Origin of the sequence: Chloroflexus sp., from assembly GCF_034432675.1 — a bacterium.
Classification (GTDB): Bacteria; Chloroflexota; Chloroflexia; order Chloroflexales; family Chloroflexaceae; genus Chloroflexus.
In genome coordinates, this window is sequence record NZ_DAOUBI010000006.1 from 41879 (window position 1) to 57617 (window position 15739).

Here is a 15739-nt window from a genome sequence, read left to right on the forward strand (position 1 = left end):
TAACGGTTACTTGCAGCGTCCTAATGCTGCCGGTACAGCACAGGGCGGTGCCGTCTGTTCGGGGGTGAAGAGGGTGACCAGCTCGAAGAACTTGAAGTCAGGATCGTTGGTGTTGAGCAGGCGCACCAGGGTCATCGGCTGGAGGAGTGCGTGATCTTCGGCCCGCACCGTGTAGGTTCCCTTCGGCCCGTCGAAGGTCATCCCTTCGAGAGCGGCAATCAAGCCATCGGCAGCCGGATCGCCATTGGTCTCTTCCAACGCCTTGACCAGCATAATAGCGGCGTTGAAGCCACTCTCAGTGAAGAGATCAGGGGGAACGCCATACACTGCTTTGTGGCGCTCGACCAGCCAGTTATTCACCGGATTATCGAATAGGCTGTAGTGATAGACACTCACACCGACCGAACCGATGGCATCGGCATAGCCGTTGACCATCGTCTGATTGTCACCGAACCCAGTCGCTACCGTCATGACATCGAACACACCCAGTTGCTGCATCTGCTGGAACATGGGCACGAAACCGGTTCCCGACCAGGTTACAATCAAGACTTCTGCGCCAGAGTCGAGGAGCTGGTTGATGTACGGGGTGAAGTCGGTCGTATCCGGCGGTGCAAAGATGGTACCGGCACCCTCTGCAGTGTCATTGAGCACGAATTCGCCACCGAGGGCTTTGACCGTGAGGTAGAATGCACCCGCTGAACCGCGACCGAACGCATTGTCTTGCGCAATCTGCACGAATTTCTTGCCGGTCTGCAAGAGAGCGGCACTCATGGTGAGGGCGTCTTGCACGCTGGTACGACCGGCGCGAAAGGTGTAGATATTAAAATTCTCGCCGGTGAGAGCCGGGGTGGCTGCCGGTGCTGCGATATAGACGATCTTATTCTCGGCGGCAACTGCCGAGATCGCCAGTGCTACCGGCGAGCTGGGTGAACCAACGAGCACGTCGGCCCCATCACTCTCGATCGCCTCGCGGGCCAGCGAGACCCCGGTCTCTGCATTACTGGCGGTATCTTTTACCACCACATTGATTGGTCGGCCTGCCACCTGATTGGTACCGTTCGTCGCATATTCCAGGCCGAGCGTGAAGCCGCGTTCAAGCATCGGGCCGTAGATAGCCAGCAAACCAGAGTTGTCGGTCATTAGCCCAACCACAATCGGTTCGCCGGTCGTGGCCGCGGCGGTCGGTGCCGCGGTTGGTTCGGGGGCAGTGGTCGGTACGGCGGTTGGTTCAGGTGCGCTGGTCGGTGCCGCAGTCGGTTCTGGGGCTGCAGTTGGCTGTGCGGTCGACCCACCGCCACACGCACTCAGGGCGAGGGCAAAGACTATCAGCAACGTGATAGCCAGTTGGCGGACAAAACGGACAGTGTGCATCGGTCGCTCTCCTTTGTCACGGACATCTGTATTATTCCGGCGGGCGGTTGCCCGAACAACATAGCGTGTTACGCTTGTGGCACCATCACAAGTGCCTCGCCATCAACAATCAGTCGTTGGTCGCTACCGGTACACTGCGTGCGGAGCGTGATCAGTGGTTTATCGGTCCGAATATGGGTAATGGTCACTGTTGTGGTAAGCATCTCGCCAACACGGGCCGTGCTGTGGAAGGTGAATTCCTGGCGGAGATATATTGAACCCGCTCCCGGTAATTTGACACCCAGCACGTGGGAAAACAGTGCGCCGATCAGCGGCTCTGGCACAGTCTTTTGTGGTTGGTCAGCGCAGAGCCGTGCATATTCGTCAATCAGGGCTTGATCGATCACGCGCTGGACGGTCGCCTGCATTCCAACGGTCAGCGCTGTCATACCGTTTCCTCCGTGGTCATTGTTGTGCGTTGCCGGTTGAGAAAGGCTTTCAAGCCAAGATCAGCCTCAATCGACTGAATCCGCTTGCAATACACTTCTCGTTCATGATTGAGGGCGGCAGCGATCTGTTCCCGTTCCACCCAGAGCAACCGGCGTGTGCAGGCGATACTGTCCGGCATCTGCGTTGCAATCTGGTAGGCCAGGGCCTGGGCCTCGTCAAAAAGATGGCCGGGCGCGACCAGGCGGTTGGCTAATCCCCAGGCCACTGCCTCCTCAGCCGTGATCGGCCGTTCGAGAAGTAACACTTCACCGGCACGTCGTTGGCCGATCAGTCGCGGCAAGAGCGTCGTCCACCCTCCTTCCGGCGACAGACCGAGGGTTGTCGCGTAGGCCGTGAAATGGGTGTTGGGTGTCACCAGGACGATGTCAGCCACCACAACCAGTCCCAGCGCACTTCCGTTCACCGGTCCTTGCACAGCGACAATGAGCGGCACCGGCAGATCTATCAGCGTCAACATCACCTGATGCAACAGGCGCAACCCATGATCGGCGTAAGCGAGCCGGTCGGTTTGCCGGGCTAGGGCTACCAGGTCAGTCCCGCACGAAAAATAGGTACCACTGGCTTGCAAGACGATAGCCCGTAGTTCATGATACTGACGTGCTGCAATAATGTGCGCTTCCAGCTCGGTTAACAGCTCTGGCGTCAGGCCGTTGTGCTGCATCGGCCGGTTAAGGGTGAGAGTTACAACCGGACCGTTTGTTAGAATGGTTACCAGATTACTCATGCCTAACAATCAATCTCGTCTCACCACTACAGGCCACCTTACCGTCGCCACGGGTGACGTTGACCGTGCAATTGATCGTGTTCTCGTCCCTACCGGTCACTTCCACGGTGACACGAACCGTATCACCGGCAAAGACCGGATTGGTAAAGCTGAGGGTCTGTTGCTGCTGTACCGCTGATGGAGCCAGGTTGCGCAGTGCGGCACGGATGTAACCGTAGAGCAGCATACCGTGAGCGATGGTGCGCCCAAAGCGCGTTGCCGCTGCGACTGCCGGATCGTTGTGAATCGGGTTTGTATCGCCGCTAATCGCCGCAAAGCGGTTGATGTCTTCCTGGCTGATCGTATGTTGTTGTTGATAACGGGTACCTGCTGTAAGTGAGTGCATGTTCACTCCCCCTTCAGGAAGCGCGTGCTGTTGCCAGATGAGGCAACAACAGCGCCAGGAATCGATCCGGTGCTTCGAGATTGGCCGAGTGACCGACCCCGGCAATGATCTGCGGCTCGACCCCCAGGACCTCGGCTGCCCGCTTCACCGTCTCCGGCGTTACCAACGGATCGAGTTCGCCACCCATCACCAGTGCCGGGGTGCCAATCGTGCGCAGACGATCACCGGGTTTCCATTCACGCAGTGCATTGATTGCCCCGTTGGCAGCACTCAGCCGCTGCGAGTGACCGATAGCCACCAGTTCGCGCCACAGTTCGTCATCTGGAGCGGTTGGTGCCATCGCCCTGATGGCCTGGGCAAAGAAATCAGGGTTGTCTTTCAAGAGCTGTTGCCGATCTGGTTGATAGACCTCGTCTGGCATACCATCAACCCATGGCGGTGCCAGCACGGCAATCGTCGTTACCCGATCTGGTTGATCGAGTGCTGCCTGCAAGACCACCGCTGCCCCCAACGAATGTCCAACCAGATGGCAGCGTTGGATGCCAAGGGCATCGGCGAAATGCCACAGATCGGCGGCCAGTGCGGGTATCCGGTAGTCGTGGTCTGGCCCCTGCGTGGCACCTCGACCACGTAGATCGGGAGCCAGTCCACGATACCCGGCAGGGAGGCGTTCGAGCACCCGTAGCCACCAGCCGCAACTGGCCCAATTGCCGTGCACGAAAATAATCGGCTCGCCTTCACCAACGTCAAGGTAGTGAACCTCAAGATCTCCGGCCTGGACAACTGGCATAGCTTTCTCACTTTCCCGCGCAAGCCTGTTACCTGTTACGCAGGTGATCATGGAATGCAGCGTTGAACTGGTCAGGATGCTCAATGTACGGCGTATGGCCACATTCGGCGAAGATCAGCTCGTGGAAGCGGCCACCGGCGGCGGCGTAGCGCTCCAGCACAGCGCGCGTTTGCCCGATCATCGGTTGCGGGGGATGTGCATCGGCACCGGGCCAATCGGGTAAAATGCCGAGTTGACCGAGCGTACCAACGTCGAAGAGCGACATATCGCTCACAATCTGGTCATCAGCACCACGCACCCACAAGATAGGGGGCTTCGGCTCCGCAGCCACAAAACGCTCGACCGCATCTCCAACGTAGAGGGGTGAAATGGCATTGATTGGTCCCCAGACTCCCGGTGCGACACCCGGCCAGTGCGGCGATGGCTTGAAATCGCCGGGGTAACGCTGCGGTCCCACCTTCTCGCTTAGCATCGAGGCCAGCAATGCCTCTTCGCGGGTCGGGCGGAACGGTGGTTTCCAGTAGAACGTGTTCATGACAACTCTGGGGGCTGCGTTGCCAGCCTCTTCGGTGGTATCGCCGGCAGCCATACGCTCCACGAAGGCTTGATTGACCGTGCCGCCACCCGATCCGGCACCATCTGGCCAGCACAGCTCGCCGTTTAGCCCTTTGCAACCACCAAAACCGTAAGGCGAACCAGGTGCTACCAGGGTGGCCGTGATGATACGTTGCGGCACAGCCGCGATGAGATTGAACAGCACCACACCACCCAGTGAATGTCCCACCGCGTGACAACGATCAATGCCGAGGGTGTCGAGCAAGGCGATCAGATCGTCAACCCAATCACCGCAGCCACGGGTCGCATCGATCAGCAAATCCTCGGTCTCACCGTAACCGCGCAGATCGGGCGCAATCGCACGAAATTGTGCCGGCAACGCCAGCATCGTCTCTTCCCAGAATGTGGCCGACGAGGCATTACCGTGGATGAACAGCACCGCTTCGCCGTCAGCCGGGCCACTGCTCAAAACATGCATCTGCAAACGACTGGTTGCCACCATCGTCGAAGTGATACCGGGTAATGTTGGAATCTTGCTCATAGCGTTCTCCGCTTCATACCTGCAACTGCTGAAACATGTGTTTAATAGCCTGCTTATCAATCTTGCCGGCACCGGTCTTCGGTAATTCAGCGAGGGTGACAATCCGTTTGGGTAGTTTGTAGCGTGCCAGACGCAGCCCGGCAAAAGCGATCAAATCCTGTTCCGAGAAGGTACTGCCGGGACGCACCACCACCGCTGCCCAGCCAACTTCGCCCCAGTGTGGGTCAGGCATACCGACCAGTGCCACTTCCGCGACGGCCGGATGGCCGGCCAGCACACTCTCAACCTCGGCGGGATAGATGTTTTCGCCACCCGAAATGATCACATCCTTCAGCCGCCCAACGATCCGAAAACAGCCATCGGCATCGAAACTGGCCAGATCACCTGTGCGCAGCCAGCCGTCACGAAAAGCCGCAGCCGTCTCGGCAGGACGGCGCCAGTAGCCGGCGCAGACATGAGGACCACGGATCTGCAATTCGCCAATCTCATCAACACCACATTCCCGACCATCAGCCGCAACCACCCGCACATCGATAAACATCAATGGATAGCCAACCGCCCCTGGCTTCTCCCGCACCAGTTCGGGTGGCAGCCAGAAGGTGTTGGGGCCGGCTTCGGTCAGGCCATACCCGGTCTTGAAATCGATCCCGCGCACCCAAAAGGCATGAAACACCGGTTCCGGGCAAGGCGCACCACCGCTGATGACAATCCGCATCCGGCTAAAATCAACCGTCGGCCAGCGTGGATGTTGTTGCATAGCGATGAACATTGTGGGCACGCCGAAAAAGAGCGTCGCCGGGCCATGGTTGATGAGATCGAAGACCTGATCGACGTTGAACGAGCGACAAACAATCGAGGCACCACCAATCTGCACCAGGGGCGCAGTAAATACATTCAGGCCGCCGGTGTGAAAGAGCGGCGCATTGAGAATGGCAACATCATCGGGGCGCAGCCCCCAACTCATCACCGTATTCACGGCATTCGCAGCGATACTGCAATGGGTAAGAATTGCTCCTTTCGGCAGCCCAGTGCTGCCACCGGTGTAACAGATCACCCACGGATCATCCCAGCTCAGTGGTACTGCCTCGAAGTGGACAGGAAAGGCATTCCGCCGGGCTATAGTCAGATCGGATGGATCGGCTGCCGGCGCATCATCGATTGCCAGCCATTGGGAGACAAACGGCGCCTGCGGACGCAGCGCCAGGGATAGTGCGGCGTATTCAGGGCCATACGCCAGCACGCACGGCTCGCCATCAACGATCAAATCACGCAACTCGGCTGCGGTGAGGCGCCAGTTCAGGGGCTGAAAAATCGCCCCCAACTTTGCACAGGCAAACCACAAATCGAGCAGATCGACGCAATTCTGGGCCAGGGCCGCGACCCGATCACCAGGCGCCACGCCCATGTCGCGCAACAGATGCGCCGTCTGATTGACCCGCTCATTCCACTCGCGGTAGGTGAGCGGTTGCATGCCGTTTTGGGCATCGAACAGGGCAACCCTGGTCGGAGACAACCGGGCACGACGGCCAAGCCAATCACCGAGATACATCACATCCATGTGTCGTTTGCGGCGTCACCGCCGCGATAGCGCAAACGCGCAGCTTACAACCGGGGATTTGATGGCGAGGGTAGCAGAAGGGGGTTGCTGAGCAGTTACAAATTGGTAACAGGAATGGGGTAATTACGTTCGTAGCGAAAGTGTTCGTACCTGACGAATATTGTTCCGGATTTGTGGGCGGGCGAACCGGGGTGAGATAGATGAGGTGTGGATATACAACGGTCCCTGGTTTAGTTTCTATGAGTCTACACTGGTTGGACCGAATGCGTATTTCTATAATTCTATGCCGGTACCGGGTCCGCACTCGTGCAATCGCATTATACCGATTATGGGGCCAAGCCCTGAGCGTGATCTGGATAGTGCCATTCATAATTTTGGGCATCGCGCAGAATCGACAATGACCAGAGTGTACGGTAGCTGGCAGCAAAACCGCACTGCTCACAATTGGGAGAGGTTTGCATTAGTCAAGGCGTTGTCGCCAAATTACTCGTATAGTGGATGTGGCAATATTCACTATCCGCCGAATGGTATACATGATTACGATTACACTAATCCCTCTACAGTGTTGTCGAATTGTGCCGATTTTAGTAATTACCCAAACCTTAGCAACCCTTTGAGTACGGCAACACCTGTTTCTTGCTCGCTATGGAACTGTAATCATCTTGGTTTTCTAGAGTTTTGGTTCAGCCATCTACCGGCAAAAACCGGATGTGGTCCCGATTCGATTGCCAGTAACTGGTGGAAGTATTTTAGCGATCCCCAACTGGCTCTGAATCCGACTTCGCTTTGTGGGTAGCTACCTTGATGGATTGTATAGAACCTGTTTCGTGAATATCCTGTCAGTCCGTTTCGTTATATTACGTGCGTGAACCGGGTTTCTGCACTGCCCGCACGGATGTCTTTCCATACGAACGACGCACCGGGAACTGTACAAAGCGTGCGTCGTTCGCTTTATTATTGGGACATTATCTGTGCGATGATGAATCAGACTCGACGTTGACGGAGGGTGTCAGGGTACAGGCTTCAGTCTGTGCTACAATGCTACACTACTACACTACTACACTACCACACTACCGGTCAGGTGTGGTCAGCCCTTTCTGAAATAACGTTTAGGCTAGCAGGGAGGATTTGTGAAACGTCGATTATGGTATTACCTGCGATCAACATTTACTATTTTGCAAAAGATTGTGAACTGGTATGTGTGTTTCGGTCTCCTATTCCGGCAAGGCGAGACGGTGATTAAGCTTAAAAATGGCTGTCAATTTAGAGTGCGTAGTTTAATGGATGTGTGGATTATTAAAGAAACCTGTCTTGATCGTGATTATGAGACATACGGAACTCCTATCCAGGATGGCTGGACTGTTGTTGATATTGGTGCGGGGCTGGGTGATTTTGCTGTTTCCGTCGCGTATGATCATCCGACGTATCGGGTTTTTGCCTATGAGCCGTTTCCGGATTCGTTTCGCTTGCTGAAGGAAAATCTCGCCTTGAATGCGATCCAAAACGTGCAGGTATTTCCGTTCGCAGTAGGCGCATCATCAGAAGAGATGGTGTTGTTTGCTACCGGGGCAGCGGTGCAGTATTCAACAACATCAGCCACACAAGCTGTCGACTCCATAGTTGTACCTGGGCGTAGCCTAGATGATATATTGAATGAACACCCTATTGGGGTATGTGACTTTTTAAAAATAGACTGTGAAGGTGCTGAATTTGATATTCTATTCAATGCGAGTGCGCAGGCATTACAACGCATTAAGCGCATCTGTCTCGAATACCACGATGGTGTAACGCAATTTTCTCACGAGCATCTGGTGGAATATTTACAACAACGAGGGTTCCACGTGCAAACTGCACGAAATCCAGTTCATGCCCATTTAGGTTTTTTGTATGCTTCTCAAGATACCTGATTGAACGTTCGTCTACAAGATTGTTTTTAAAAGTCTTCGAGCGCTAAGTTTGTTGTTTCAGCGCTGCTTGCAGGTGGCACGAGTAGTGGTATATCAGTACGAGAAGTCATCGCTTGTGATCGCACCATCATCCTGGTACCGCTTCCCGCCCAGATTGCCGTAACGCATTGTCTGGAGTGCGGCAGCCACGCTGCTGCGCCAGCCGTGCTCGCGATCCGGCGCGTGGTGTAACGCTACCGCTGCGGGTCGAGGTTGTTCCGGCAGGAATACCGCTTCCAGCCCGGATTACCGTGTCGCATCGTCTAGAGTGCGGCAGCCACGCTGCTGCGCCAGCCGTGCTCGCGATCCGGTGCGGGGCGCTGCGGTTTGCCCACGGGCCACAGAGGCGAGGTGTGTGCAGTTCACACCCATCTGATTTGACCATCCGTGATGAGCTGGCTGTGCGTGGGCAGTGGCGTGGATCGTGAAGCAGGCTTCCAGCCTGCCTATCAGCCCCCTTTTGTATCCCATAACACTGGTACAGGTGATGGAAGAGCATAAGCGGGGAGTCCCCCGGAGCGGGGCAACCGCTATCACGGGACTGATGAATGAAGATTTGATATAACACGGTAACATGGTTCCGCCGCTGACAAGCTGCCGTCCATGCTATAATATCTATACCACTACCCAGGAGCAATCTAGGGAACCACCATTTCCGGGCATGGATCCGTATCTGGAGCGTTCGAGCCTGTGGCCTGATGTACACCATCGGCTGGTGAACGCAATGAGTGACTATTTACAGGCCCAGATTGCACCGGGGTACGTTGCCCAGATCACCCCCTACGTTGCGCTGGATCAGGTTGAGATTACAGTGCCCCGGCGCACCCTGGTGCCCGACGTTGGTGTGTTCGAGCGGGAAAGTGCAGTGGTAACGCCCGCAACAGCCGTGGTAGACACCCCCTCACTGACCGGAACGGCCTTGCTCGAAGTGCCTACCCGCTACGCCCGGCTGGAAATTCGCACCGTGACCGACGATACCCTGGTCACCGCTATTGAACTGCTCTCACCGGTGAACAAGCGCCCGACCCCTGACGGTGCCGATGCTTACGAGCAACAGCGACGGGAACTGTTTCAAAGCGGGGTGCACCTGCTCGAAATTGACCTGCTGCGGAGTGGCCGACGACCGCGGCTGGCCCGCCCCGATCCGCTCCCCGCTGCCCCTTACGTAGTCTTCCTCAGCCGCGTCGAACGCTGGCCGGAGATTGACATCTGGCTCTGTCCGCTGGCCAAACCGCTCCCGACGGTGCCGGTGCCGTTGCGTCGTCTCGACCCTGATGTACCCTTGCCGTTGACCACCCTCGTGCATCAGGTCTACCGCAACGCACGCTACGACCTGCGGATCGACTACCGTCAGCCCCCGCCGTCGCCCGACCTCACCCCCGAAGAGGCGGCCTGGCTCGATGCCCACCTGCGAGCACGCGGATTGCGTGCATAGCTGTCAATACCCGTCATAACCATCCGGCCTCTGTCACCCGACCGCTTCGTGTGGCAAAGGCACCTCTCCGTGTCGCAGCCGTTCGGCGAGTGCAATGGTCTCCGGTGCCGGATCGACATCGAGTTCACGGGCAAGGTTATCGCTACAACGTTGAAAAACCCGTAGCGCAGCGGCTCGATTACCCTGACGGGCATAGGCTAGCATCAACAACCGATAGGCGCGTTCCCAGCAGTTATCGTAGGTGAGGATACGTTCGGCCAGCGCAATCAACTCCTCGTTCTGCCCCTGTTCAGCCAGGCACTGGGCCAGGCGGTCGGCACTGCGCAGAAACATACTTCGCAACCGTTCTCGTTCTGCATCGGCCCAGCCTTCATAAATCGTATCGGGAAGAAAATCACCCTGGTAAAGCTGCAACGCAGCCTGGAGTCGTTGCATGCCGGCACCGATCTGGCCTTGATCGAGCAGCCGCAAACTGGTTGTGCAACCGGCACTGAATTCGGCGCAATCAAGCCAGATGTCTGCCGTTGGTCGTAGCCGATAGGCACCGCCTTCACGGGCAATAAATGCCGACGTTGCTTCAGTACGATTCGGCTCCAAAGCTCGATAAAGAGCACTCAGCGCAACCTTAAAGTCGCGCACAGCCGCTTCAGGATTGAGCTGTGGCCAGAGCAATTCGGCCAGCTCATCGCGTTGCAGCCAGCGATTACGGTGCACGATCAGCACCTGGAAAAGCTGACGAGCCTTATCCCGTTGCCATTCACGCGCCTCAATCTCGTGATCGCCACGCCAGACCCGGAACGTCCCCAGCGTTTGAACCCGCAACTGATACCCAGGGTGGGCTTCGAGACCACGCAGCCCCATCGCGGATAACAGCCGCTCGATGTAGTCGCGATGATGGCCGCGAGCACGGGTCGCCAGCAAGAGCGGGATGATGCGACGCGGATCGGGGAGACCGAGAAAGGTTGGCCTGGTAAAGAGATAGTCGTACCCGGCGGTGGCACTTAAATCCAGCGCCTCATCAATCGCCGCCGTCGCTGCGGCATCATGCCGCTGTTCGTAGTATCCCAATGCCAGCCAGAGCGCGGCTACGGCCTGACCAAACCGATCACTACAGGTGCGCAAATCGGCGCGGGCAGCCAGCAATATCTCTTGCGCACGGTCAAACTGACCGCCAAGCAGATGGCTCACACCGCGCTGCAACTGGATCATCGCTCCCAGCCACAAATCACCTGCCCAGCGACAAAAAGCCTGACCATCAACGGCGGCGTTCTCGGCAGCCGCCAGATCACCGGCCAGCCCATAGAGGCGGGTTAAACCCCAGAGTGGTTCCACCCGCAACCGGTCAACGCCTATCGCCTGGCCCTCGGCCAGAGCCTGGCGGTAATATTCGAGCGCACGATCTCGTGCCGACACACCGGTTAGCGCACTCTTGAGCAACCAGGCGTGGCCAAGACGGGCGTAGGCGACAGAGGTGATAAAGCGGGAGTGGCGTTCAGTACCGACTTGCACACCCTCTTCGGCCAGACTGAGCGCCTGATCAACCTCCCCTTCAAAGGCAGCAATCAACGCCAGCACCAGCACCGCCTCGCGATGACCGCGTGGAGCGGGGGTGGCACCCCGTGCCGTCGCCATACGCTCCTGATCCCGCCACGCCTGCAACAACGTCCGTGCCGCCGCCAGTTGACCGGTGCGCAGCTTCACCCGTGCGCTCAGCAGATCGGCTGCCGGGCTGGCGGCGCGCAACTGGCGTGCCTGCTGCTGCAACGCCTCTGCCTCGTCCGGCTGCCCCATATTCAGCTTATTCTCGGCCAGCAGCTCAAGCACACGGGCGCGGGCAACCTGATCCTCCAACCCCTCACTGACCCGCAACGCCTCCTGCAACACACTCTCAGCCTGCACCGGCTGCACCTGATCGATATAGACCAGAGCCTGACCGTACAAGGCACGGGCCAGCTCGGTGCGATCACCGCGTTGTCGGCTCATCGTTTCGGCCTGGGCATACCAGTTCCGAGCTTCATCAAAACGGGCGCGCAACCGGTAAAGATCGCCAAGATAGCTCTGCAAGCGTGGACGACTCGCGATCAGTTCAGCCGGCAGCGCATCAATCCAATCGGTCAACGTATCGAGCCGGCCATTGCGCAGCGCATCCTCCCCGGCTGCGACAATCGTGTCGGCGGCAATGGCTACCTCACCGGCGGCAAACCAGTGGTAAATCGCCTCCTCGGCCTGCCCGGCTGCCGCATAATGCCGCGCTGCGCGCTGATGCCGCTCGGCCAAATCGGGATCACTGCGCGTCTGCTGACGCAAGAAATCGTGAAACAGATGATGGTAGCGGTAATGGCTGGCATCCAGCTCAACCACAAAGAGATCGCGGTCGCGCACCTGAGCCAGCAACTGATCACTATCATCAGCCTGACGCACAGCATCGCACGCCGCTGCCGTCAGCACCCGCAGCGGCGCAGTTGCCCGCAAAAAAGACGCAATCTCTGGCGACTGTCGATCCAGCACATCCGAAGCCAGAAAATCGAACAACGCCGCTAGCGACGCCGGGCCACTGGCCAACAGCTCACTCACACTGCGCACCTGCCCACTTCGCAACCCCTGCCAGACCAACTGCAGCGCAATCGGCCACCCCTCGGTATGGTGATCGAGCAGATCAACATCAGCGTCACTCAGCGCCATACCAAACACATCGCGAAAAAGCGCAGCAATCTCATCGTGGGTAAAAGCCAGCGCATCGCGGTGTAACTCCAGCACCTCACCACGAGCGCGCCATCGCACCAGCTCACCGCTCACAATCGGATAGCGCGTCGCAATCAACAGACTGAGCCATGGCGGCGCATACGTAATCAGCCGCTCAGTCAATGCCCGAATCTCGGCTGATGCCGCGACAAAGTGATAATCATCGAGGATCAGCAACATAGGGCGTCGTGGCGAACCGGCCAACGCATTGAGCAACCCATCGACAGTTTGCGTCCAGACCGCACGGTCAGCCGGACGGGAACGGAGTGTTGCCAGTGCCTCTGACACTCCCTGCGATAACACAGGGGCACACGCAGCAATCAGATAAGTCAAAAAGGTGACCGGATCACGGTCATTTTCACCGATGGTATACCAGCACACCGTTGCCGAACTCATGACCAGCTCGGCCAGTGCCGTCGTCTTACCATAGCCTGCACCGGCCTGCACCAGCGTTACCCGATAATCAAACGCCTCACGCAAACGCGCAGTCACCGCCGGTCGTACCAACCGATAGCGGTGTGGTCGCGGCGGCGCGACCTTTGCCTGTAACAACACTGTCTCTTCGTGATTCATACTGGTGTAGCCGTTCGCAAGCGGGTATACGGTGCTCTGTATTATACCAGGGTGAGCAGGCGACGGGGTGAGTGAAGAACCTGCTGAGTGGGAATGTCTTTCCACAAACATCCCACCTCAACGTAACAAAGTGGCAGCGGACGCACCGGTAGGAGGTACAGCGGTGCACCCCTATCCGATTTTTGTGGTGCGTTGGGGTTTCAAGTGACCATCGTGCAACATGCGAACAGCCTGTGTAGTAATGATAGCGGGGTAGGAATACTTCTACCCGGCCCCTACCTCCTTCGCAGCACGCAGACCAGACAGGTATGCGCCGTGAGCCGTACCGAAATAAGCTCTACTGGTTGCTTCACCGGCAAAGAAGAGCCTGTTGGCAAGCGGTTGCGCCAGAACATCGCGCAGTGCTGGTGTCGTGCCCAGAGCGTTAAACGAAAATGCTCCTCTGGCGAAGGGATCATGCATCCAGCGCGTGATCTGATAGTCGAGCGGGTCCGGGATGTGGGAACCGAAGATTGCTCGCAGAACATGCATGGCCCGTTCCACAACCTGATTATCAGTGTAATCCTCAATCTCACGCCCGAATTCGGCAGCATTGAATCCTAAGAGAATCGGCTTCTGGGCGATACGCAGAAAATTTATCCACTCGATCCACTCGCCATGTGTAGGCGATATGTATTCGATCCAGTCATTATCAGCTGACCAAAACGCCTCTTCAAAGCGCAGGTAACACTTGTTCAAGACACCCATGCCGATTTTCGCAATGGCGTTTTGTTTTTCTGTCGGTAATGCTGGCACAAATACAACTGCGTTACTCTTCAACACCCCCAACGGCAATGTAACAACTACACTATCGGTGATATATCGATTATCCTGGCTGATTACACTAACCTCAAGGTCTTGCCAGTGAATTTCTTTGACGACCTGTGACGTTTTGATCGTGATGTTTTGCGCTAGATAATCGGTTATCACGCTGAATCCCTGCGTAAACAACACATCATCGCCTGCAAAGGTATCATCATCGTCATACCAGTGGGCCGACAGATCAACCGCACTCCCCCCATACTCATGCTCAAAGTCGCTACTCAATACAAAATTGAGCAACTGGGCCGTTTCTGTTGAAGTTGCCAGCTTCTGCACAGCAGCGCGAACCGATTGATCCGCCTCCTGATGCTGCGCTTGTTGTAACGCAATGGACACATCCTCACGGATACGATTTAACAAGCTCGCTTCGGCATCTGTCAACTGTGTACCATTGGCGCTATAGGTGATTGTTCGGTTGTAACTTGTTGCTACACGGGTAGCCTTCAGGTTGTTAGCCAGTACTGTCAACGGATTGCCTTGAATGCCATGAATCCACGATGCACCGAGATCAAGGGGGACATCGGACCATTTCGTACTTGTCCAGATGCGCCCACCGATACGATCACGCGCCTCAAGCACAATAACTTCGTGACCTGCGTCTTGTAATGAATTGGCTGCTGCCAGACCAGCCAGGCCCGCGCCAATAACGATGGTACGTCGCTTATTTCGGAGGCTTGCCTCCATCCCTCCCGCTTTACTGCAAGCACCTATGCCACTACCTAAGCATAGCAGACCGAGCAGAGTAAGAAATGATCGCCTATTCATGAAACCTCTCACTGTGGTAGGTATTGCGCGAACAGTTCTGGGAGCAAGATAAATGCGTACCCATCATTCAACACGTGCATCATTATACAGGTCAGTAGATTTCTCCGCCAGACGTAGAGGCTTGTTACAATCAATGACCAGACTCCAATCTGAATAGTTCCGCCTAAGCCCCAGAAGGGAATATGCAGTAATACAAAAGCAAGGTAGGCAATACCGGCTCCCCAGTGGATCTTGCCGGTCATTTCGGTAAAGCGCTCAATCGGATAGCCGCGAAAGAGTATCTCTTCGGTAATCCCGGCAGTGATCACGATTGCTATCCGCAGCCCCAGCGGGGTTTGTGCCAACTGGCTGATGCCTGTTGTAGTTGTTTCCAGACCCAACGCCGTAACCAGCGGCATGGTCACGACAAATGAGAGTGCACCGAGCACGAAACCGACCAATCCCCAAAGTACATCGCGCCACGTTGTTCGCACGATACCAATAGACGCCAGTGTGCGGCGTTCCCAGAAGATCACGATGCCGATCAAAATAATCGTAACAACCCATTCCTGAGCGATGATAAGCACGGTGCGAGGAGTATCCCACAACACCTCCGAACGTCCACTTGACACCAGGGTCAGGATGAAGGGCAAACCCAGCGCCACACACAGGCCGATCAGGGTTGCGGGTGATCGTTGCTTGCCAGACATTGTTGCCGTCCTGTTGTATACCCAACGTTCCACTCGTATTATAACAACGGGAGAAACTGTCAGAATGAGTACTGATGTTTGCGGCGTCCTGCACTCACGGTGACAAGTCAATCTCTGTGCGGCGACGCGAACCTATTTCATAAAAAGCTGTACTGTCGCGCTCGAATAACCATCTCCGGTGCCATCACGCGCTGAATAGGTTGCCTTGATCGCTCATCATCCGCGTGTGGCGTGGTTTGAAGTGCGGCAGCCATGCTGCCGCGCCAGCCGTGCGCACGATCTGGCACGTGTCACGTCGTTGACCCGGCTGGTCAC

General features: G+C 56.8%; 12 protein-coding genes. 2 read left to right on the plus strand and 10 right to left on the minus strand.

Annotation, left to right across the window (positions count from 1 at the left end):
* Positions 1-6 precede the first annotated feature (6 nt).
* The 7 genes from VAE55_RS00910 to VAE55_RS00940 all read right to left on the minus strand — a co-directional run bounded on the left by VAE55_RS00910 (position 7) and on the right by VAE55_RS00940 (position 6413).
* Positions 7-1371, minus strand: a complete 1365-nt coding sequence (locus tag VAE55_RS00910) for a substrate-binding domain-containing protein (protein ID WP_322813948.1) — start codon at positions 1369-1371, stop codon at positions 7-9.
* 68 nt (positions 1372-1439) lie between these two features.
* Entirely contained in the window at positions 1440-1799 is a 360-nt protein-coding gene (locus VAE55_RS00915; RefSeq protein ID WP_322813949.1) for a hypothetical protein, read from the minus strand.
* Complete coding sequence (locus tag VAE55_RS00920) at positions 1796-2584, minus strand: enoyl-CoA hydratase/isomerase family protein (protein ID WP_322813950.1); 789 nt, start codon at positions 2582-2584, stop codon at positions 1796-1798. The genes VAE55_RS00915 and VAE55_RS00920 overlap by 4 nt, the downstream gene beginning before the upstream one ends.
* Positions 2577-2969, minus strand: coding sequence for a MaoC family dehydratase (locus VAE55_RS00925; RefSeq protein WP_322813951.1), 393 nt, complete (start codon positions 2967-2969; stop codon positions 2577-2579). The genes VAE55_RS00920 and VAE55_RS00925 overlap by 8 nt, the downstream gene beginning before the upstream one ends.
* Positions 2970-2982: 13 nt before the next feature.
* On the minus strand, positions 2983-3759 hold the full coding sequence (locus VAE55_RS00930) for an alpha/beta hydrolase (protein WP_322813952.1): 777 nt from the start codon (positions 3757-3759) through the stop codon (positions 2983-2985).
* Positions 3760-3787: 28 nt separating this feature from the next.
* Positions 3788-4855: an alpha/beta hydrolase gene (locus tag VAE55_RS00935; protein WP_322813953.1), complete on the minus strand. Its 1068-nt coding sequence runs from the start codon at positions 4853-4855 to the stop codon at positions 3788-3790.
* 13 nt (positions 4856-4868) lie between these two features.
* Complete coding sequence (locus VAE55_RS00940; RefSeq protein ID WP_322813954.1) at positions 4869-6413, minus strand: long-chain fatty acid--CoA ligase; 1545 nt, start codon at positions 6411-6413, stop codon at positions 4869-4871.
* 1130 nt (positions 6414-7543) lie between these two features.
* Between VAE55_RS00940 and VAE55_RS00945 the strand changes: the two genes are divergently transcribed.
* Positions 7544-8320, plus strand: a complete 777-nt coding sequence (locus tag VAE55_RS00945; protein WP_322813955.1) for an FkbM family methyltransferase — start codon at positions 7544-7546, stop codon at positions 8318-8320.
* A gap of 652 nt (positions 8321-8972) precedes the next feature.
* Positions 8973-9794, plus strand: coding sequence for a DUF4058 family protein (locus VAE55_RS00950; protein WP_322813960.1), 822 nt, complete (start codon positions 8973-8975; stop codon positions 9792-9794).
* A 33-nt stretch (positions 9795-9827) separates the two neighbouring features.
* On the opposite strand, the gene VAE55_RS00955 is transcribed toward VAE55_RS00950, so the two are convergent.
* From VAE55_RS00955 to VAE55_RS00965, 3 genes are all read right to left on the minus strand, one after another.
* On the minus strand, positions 9828-13109 hold the full coding sequence (locus tag VAE55_RS00955) for a BTAD domain-containing putative transcriptional regulator (RefSeq protein ID WP_322813956.1): 3282 nt from the start codon (positions 13107-13109) through the stop codon (positions 9828-9830).
* 264 nt (positions 13110-13373) lie between these two features.
* The gene (locus VAE55_RS00960) at positions 13374-14654 is read right to left on the minus strand and encodes an NAD(P)/FAD-dependent oxidoreductase (protein ID WP_322813957.1); all 1281 of its coding nucleotides are present in this window, start codon (positions 14652-14654) and stop codon (positions 13374-13376) included.
* A gap of 89 nt (positions 14655-14743) precedes the next feature.
* The gene (locus tag VAE55_RS00965) at positions 14744-15424 is read right to left on the minus strand and encodes a type II CAAX endopeptidase family protein (protein WP_322813958.1); all 681 of its coding nucleotides are present in this window, start codon (positions 15422-15424) and stop codon (positions 14744-14746) included.
* Positions 15425-15739: the final 315 nt, after the last annotated feature.